The sequence below is a fragment of the Candidatus Cloacimonadota bacterium genome, assembly GCA_011372345.1.
Lineage (GTDB): Bacteria > Cloacimonadota > Cloacimonadia > Cloacimonadales > TCS61 > DRTC01.
Genome location: DRTC01000250.1, coordinates 1 through 1,507, shown reverse-complemented (window position 1 = coordinate 1,507; position 1,507 = coordinate 1). Strand labels below are relative to the sequence as shown.

The 1,507-nt window shown below is 34.2% G+C and carries 2 protein-coding genes; both read left to right on the top strand.

Translation table 11 applies throughout. The features are described 5' to 3' along the window. A partial coding sequence (locus ENL20_04790; protein ID HHE37872.1) for an ATP-binding protein occupies positions 1-1,051 on the top strand: 1,051 nt, incomplete at its 5' end. 117 nt (positions 1,052-1,168) lie between these two features. Then, on the top strand, positions 1,169-1,507 hold a 339-nt coding region (locus ENL20_04785), incomplete at its 3' end, for a hypothetical protein (GenBank protein HHE37871.1).

The following is a 1,507-nucleotide window of genomic DNA, read 5'->3' as shown; positions in this document are numbered from 1 at the left end:
TAAAAGAGCAATTACAAATGGATATTCGTTCTGGATGTATTCACCGAGAAGATTTGGGAAAACATCACTGGTTCTAAAAGCGTTTGAAACGCTGCGTGAAAAAGATATAATCACCATCTATTTTGATTTTTATAATGTTCTGAATGCAGATGATTTTGCTCGGAAATATTCACAGGTTTTGGTTAAAAATCTATTCAGTTGGAAAATGGGAGTTGAAAAATTAACCAGAAAAGTTGCCGAATATTTCAAAGGTCTTTATCCGAAATTTTCGATAGATGCGCTTGGTAATTCAACTTTATCGTTTGAAACACAGAACATTGAACATCAATCTGAAATAGAAACGATTTTGAATGTCCCGGAGAAAATTGCAGGTAATAAAAAGATTTGCATTGCTTTTGACGAATTTCAAGAAATATATCGCATTAAACCTTTTATCATCAATTGGATGCGTTCAAATTTTCAATTCCACAAAAAAGTGTCTTATATATTTTTGGGTAGTCAGCAATCTTTGATGGAATATACTTTCTCCGACACAAATTCTCCTTTTTACGAATATGGTTTCAAAATGAATATAGAACCGATTTCTGCTGAAGATTTAACCAAATACATAAAGAAGCAATTCAAGAAAACAAAGCAGAAAATAAACGATGATACTATAAAGGAAATTTTATCAGAATCTCGCTGTCATCCTCACTTTACACAACATTTTGCTTCATTTGTCTGGGAAATGATTTTGCAGGATGAGAATCAGGAAAATCCAGGTTTCAAAGACAAATGGTTAAATCGAGTAATTGCAGGTCAGTCGCTGATATTTCAAAATATCTATGACCAATTCAGTCTGAATCAAAGAAAAACGATTATAGCAATTTCAAATTTAAAAAAGAATGACAAACTCTTTTCCGGTGAATATCGGAAAAAATTCAATCTGCCGGAAACATCGTCTTTGACTGCTACAATTAACAGTTTGATGAAAAAGAATTTAGTTCAGAAGTTAGACGGTAGTTACCAAATTATTAATCCTGTTTTTGAGGAATGGGTGAGAAGTTTGTGAATTTATATTCGAATTTTTGAATTGTCGCATCACTGATACGAAAATTGAGGATAGGATTGAATTTAAAAAAAATTCTTTGCGTTCTTCGCGCCTTTGCGGTGATTAAAAGGAAAAAATATGAAACCAACAAAACTAATCGAAAATCTGGAATGGCTCCGAACCGACATCATCGGACGCAACAAGTTGTTCCAAACTCCGTTCGGAGAAAAACCGCTTGTCTATGCGGACTATACAGCCAGCGGCAGATGTTTGTATTCCATCGAGAATTACTTGCTGCACATAATGCAGTTTTACGCCAACACACACACAGAAGATGATTTCACCGGAAAAACAATGACCACACTCTTGCACAACTCGGAGAAAATAATTAAAAAAATTGTGAATGCTGGAGAAACCGGAAAAGTAATTTTCACAGAATCAGGAACAACGGGTGGAATAACCAGGTTACAACAGATT